The 4,860-nt window shown below is 73.6% G+C and carries 3 protein-coding genes; 1 reads left to right on the top strand and 2 read right to left on the bottom strand.

Features of this window, described 5'->3' with window-relative positions; translation table 11 throughout:
* Positions 1-422, bottom strand: a 422-nt coding sequence (locus RI554_10495) for a MerR family transcriptional regulator (GenBank protein MDR9392444.1), incomplete at its 3' end; no start/stop codon positions are given.
* A gap of 107 nt (positions 423-529) precedes the next feature.
* On the opposite strand from RI554_10495, the gene RI554_10500 reads away from it, so the two are divergent.
* On the top strand, positions 530-1,402 hold the full coding sequence (locus tag RI554_10500) for a M28 family peptidase (GenBank protein MDR9392445.1): 873 nt from the start codon (positions 530-532) through the stop codon (positions 1,400-1,402).
* A gap of 771 nt (positions 1,403-2,173) precedes the next feature.
* On the opposite strand, the gene RI554_10505 is transcribed toward RI554_10500, so the two are convergent.
* A complete protein-coding gene (locus tag RI554_10505; protein MDR9392446.1) occupies positions 2,174-4,843 on the bottom strand; it encodes an Ig-like domain-containing protein in 2,670 nt (889 codons plus the stop codon).
* Between the last annotated feature and the right edge of the window lie 17 nt (positions 4,844-4,860).

Genomic DNA, 4,860 nt, shown 5'->3' on the forward strand with positions numbered 1-4,860 from the left:
CCGAGCCGGGGCGCGGGGCGGCCGGGCCCCGTCGGTCCCGGCGGGGGGTCGCCGGGGGCGTTCGGGGCCCCCGCGGGTCCAGCGTCGCCGCGCGCGAGCGCGAGGAGGGCGTCGTGCTCCTGGTCGCGCAGCCACGTCCCGATGGCGTGCGCGGTGACGCCGTGGGCCAGAAGGCGGCGGAGCGCGAGGAGTTGGAGGAGGTGATCGACGGTGTACAGGGCGTGGCGGCCCTCGCGGAGGGGCGGATCGAGGAGCGCCTCGCCGACGTAGTGGCGGACGAGGCGGGGGTTGACCGTCGCCTTGACGCGGGCGTCCCGGGCGTCCCCGGCGGAGGGGGCGGGGAGGTGCGCGTTGGCGGCGGCCGCGAGCTCGTCGAGCGTGAAGGTGGGGCGGGTGGCGAGGAGGTCGGCGAGGGAAGCCATCGGGGCTCAACCTATCTCCGCCAACGTTTATTGTCAATACCAACATATCCTGCTAGGGTGCGGAATCGTATCGAGCCCCGGGCGCCCCTCGCCCCGAAAGGACCGTCATGACCTACCCCGACCCCACCCTCGTCCACGCCCTCTGCGAAGAGGGGCCTCGCCCCGTCGGAAGCGACGCCCACGCCCGCGCCCGGTCGATCCTCCGCAGCGAACTGGAGCGCATCGGCGCGATGCCGTACGACGGCGAGGCGTACGACCTCCCCTACGACGCCGCCGGCACCGCCTTCGTGAACCTCGTCGGCGAGGTGCCGGGCGAGGACCCCGACCTCCCGCCGCTGGTGATCGGCGCGCACTACGACACCGTCCCCACGACTCCCGGCGCGAACGACAACGCCGCCTCGATCGCCGTCGCGCTCGCCGTCGGCGAGCGCGCCTCGGACGCCCCGCTCCGTCGCGGCCTGGTGCTGGGCCTGTTCGACGCCGAGGAACCGCCGTACTACCACCAACCGACGATGGGCAGCATCCGCTTCGTCGAGGACGTCCTCGACGCGCGCGGCGTCGCGGCGATGGTGGCGCTCGACCTGATCGGCCGCGACCCGGACGTGGACGAACTCGTGGCCGTCCTCCCTACCCCGGTCCGCCTGGCGTTGCGGGTCGGCCTCGCCGGCCGCCTCGACCGCGCCATCGGGGTGCTCGGCGCGGAGGACGACCGCCGGTGGGACGGCCCCGTCCGGGCGATGCAGCGGGCCACGCCGGGCCGCTACCGCCCGCGGCGCATTCCGCACGCCGTCGCGCCCGACATGAGCGACCACTACGCCTTCCGCCGGGCGGGCTGGCCCTACCTGTTCCTCAGCAGCGGGATGGGGCCCACCTACCACGAACCCACCGACGTCCCCGAGACCCTCGACGGCGCCCGCCTCGACGCCACCACCGACGCCCTCGAGGGACTCCTCCGCAGCGCCGACGACGCGTTCGCCTGAACGTCGGCGGCCCCGGCAACGGCGCGCCCTGCGGGCGCACCGCCCTCGCAGCCGTTCGCCGTACGAACCGGCTGCACCCCACTTCCGAAGGAGCCCCGACGTACCCAGCCGGCTGGAGCGATCGGTCGCGTCGATATCGACGTCCCCGGGAGCCTTTGCACCCACGCCCCCTTCCGCACCCCACGCGTGCCTCGGGGGGCCACCCCGCGTCCGACGTCGCTCGCGCATGGGCGTCAAGCGCAGGTCGAGCGGGGCAAGGTCGGCCAGGGCGGGGAACCGGTGCAGGTCCAGGCGGAGGATCGGCTCGAACGTCGACCCATCCCTCCGCCGTCGCATCGAAGGCGTACAGCGTGACGCGTACCGCCTCGCCCGCGAGCGTGGCGCACGTGACCCCGACGCGCGGCGTGCACGTCGCGATGCCGGCGCGCAGCGAACCCGACACGTGCACGCCGACCTGCGCGTGCAGGTGGGTCGGGATGACGGTGACGCGACGGTCGTCGTCCGCCGCGTCGAGGTCCATGCACGCCCGCCCGGTCCCGCACGACGCGCGCGACGACGACGCCCCCCAACCCGATCGTCCCGGTACGGCGTTGGCGAGATCTCCGTGCTCCACCGCGCCGCCGGTCCACGTCGACGTCCCCGTACGACGGCAGGTCGTCGCCGGTCGGCACGCATAACGCCTTTCGAGCCCGCACCTGCGTGCGCGGGTTCGCGTCGGCCGCCGCAACGTGACCGTCGGGACCCGACCATCGCGCCTTCCCTCCGACGTGCTCAGTACGACACGTGGACGCCACGTCGCTCGAGACGCTCGATCGCTAACGCAGCCGGTGAACCTTCGGACGTATCGAGGGGTGTGTTCGACAGGTTGACGTAGTCCCCCTCGCCGAGCCCCGGACCCTCCACGAGGGGAGCGAGATTCACCACGCCCGTCCCACTGAGACCCACGTTCGTCAATGACGGCATCGCCGCAAGGGGGGTGACGTCTCGTAACTCGGGAATCAGGTCGAGGTGGAGCCGCTGGACGGACGTCATCCCCTCCAGCCCGCTCAGGTCGGTCACGGCCGACCCCCCCAAGTAGAGGCGCTCGACCCGATCGAGCCGTGCCAGCGGACGCACGTTCCGGAGTCGCGGAGTGTTGTTGAGACCCAAGTACTCGAGGTTGCGAAGGCTAGACAAGGGAGTAACGTCGGCGACGTCCGTGTACGCCAACTGGAGCATCTCCAGATCGACGAAGTTCGCGACCACGCTCACGTCCGCCACCTCGGAGCTCCCGAGGTGGAGCCTCGTGAGGTTCGTCAGACCCCCCAACATCGAGACGTCCTCCACGTCGCTGGCCCCGACCTCCAACGTCTCCAGCCTCGTGAGTCCGGCGAGGGGACGCAGGTCGGTCACGCGCGTGCCCGTGAGGTCCAGGTAGGTCAGATCGACCGCGTTCGCGAGCGGCCCGACGTCCGCGACGTCGGTGAACGTGAACGACGCGCGGCGCAGGGCGGTGGCGTTCGCAAGCGGCGTGAGGTCGTGCACGCGCGTGAGGTGGAGATCCAACCGCTCCAGCGACGTCGCGCCCGCCAGCGGCGAGAGGTCCGCCACGGGTGCGCGGAACGCCTTGAAGACCCGCAACCGCTCGGCACCCGCGAGCGGGGACAGGTCGGTCACCGACGTTTGTCCGACGTCGAGCTCCTCGAGCCGCTCGAGCCCTCGAAGGGGCGACAGGTCGGAGACCGGTGCTGCGGTGAGCCGGAGGAACCGAAGGTCGGTGAGCGAGGCGACGGGACCGAGGTCGGTCACGTCGGTGAAGCCGACGACCAACCGCTCCAGGTTGCGTGCCGCTTCGAGACCGCTCAGGTCCCCCACGTCCTGCGACCACACGCTGAGGTGCTGCAGCGTCAACATCCGCGCGCAGGTCAGGGGCGCACCGATCCGCTCGACGATCGCCGCCCGCAACACCGCATCGGGAACGGCGACCTCCGCCTCCAGGTCGGGACAGGCGCCGTGGGCCGCGACGCGCACCGGAACGGAATCGGTGCGGCTGGGAACGGTGTTCGCGGCGGCTCGGACCCGCGTGGTGCCCTCCGCCAGGCCCGTCACCCGCCCCCAGGCGTCCACGCGAGCGATCGTCGGGTCCTGCGAGGTCCACGTGATCGTCACGTCCGCCGGACTCGTTTCGCCGAACGTCGCGGCCAGGGGCGCCGCGTCCCCGACCACGAGGTCCAGGGCGTCCGGCGTGACGTCGAACCGCGCCGGCACATCCGGCGAGGGGTCGGTGGGGGACGGGCGCACCGGCGCGGCGTCGGTGTCCGACGGGGTCTCCCGATCGACGACGCGGAGCGTCGCGGTCCCCACGTCGCTCGCATCGTCGCCCGCTTCCGCGCGGACGACGCACGTCGCGGGAGCGTCGGGCGCCACGAACGTCGCGCGGCGCTCCGCGGCATCCACCGTCCCGCAGGTCGCACTCCAGCGAACGTCGCCGCCCGGGGCCCCGGACACGTTCGCTCGCAGCCCGAGCACCTCGCCGACCCCGAGCGCGGCGTCCTGTGGAGAGACCGTCACCACGACCGGAGGCCGAATCGTGACCCGAGCCGTCGCGGTCGCATCGGTGGGGCTCGGGGCCGCAACCTGCACGTCGCAGGGGCCCCCGACCTCCGGCGCGACGTAGCGAGCGGTCCGACCCGCCCCCGTCACGTCGCCGCACGTCGCCCGCCACGTCAGGTCGGCCGGGGACACCTGCGCGACCCCGACGACCGCCCACCGGGCGGTGAAGTCGACGACGTCGCCCGGACCGACGACCACCTCGGCGGGCGCCACGGCGAGGGTGCCGGGGAACGCCCGCACTGCGAGCGTCGTCGTCGCAGCCCGGGCGGGGTCGGCCGCGCTCGCGGCCCGAACCGTGCAGGTCGCTTCCGTTTCGGGCGCGCGGTAGGTGCCCACCCCCGCCTCCGCGTCGACCGTGCCGCACGATGCGCTCCAGACGACGCCCGCCTCCGGGGCCCCGTCGACCGTCGCCCGGACCCGCACGTCGCCCCCGGTCGGGACCGATGCACTGCGGGGGACCATGGCGACGTCGATCGTCGCTCCTTCGGGGAGCACGGTCACGACGAGATCCGCCCGTGCGTCGCCGCCCGCCGTCGCGACGACGCGACACCGCTCCGGCGCGTCCGGCGCAACGTACGTCGTGGTCGTCCCGCGGGCCGGCCCCTCGAACCGTCCGCACGTCGTGGTCCAGACGACCGCCCCCGGTTCGACGCCGCGCACGTCGGCCGTCAGGCGCGTCGACGTCCCGACGTTCAGGGACGTCGCGGACGCCGGGAGCGCGACCTCCGTATCGGGCCCGGGGTTCGCCCCGCCCGGCGGCACGGCGTCGGGAGCGCGGCACGCGACGAGGACGATCGCGAGGGCGAGGGCGAACGCGATCGGGCGTGCGAAGCGGCGACGTGTGGTCATGGATAGGCCTCGTTTCG

The sequence above is a fragment of the Trueperaceae bacterium genome (genome assembly GCA_031581195.1).
Taxonomy (GTDB): domain Bacteria; phylum Deinococcota; class Deinococci; order Deinococcales; family Trueperaceae; genus SLSQ01.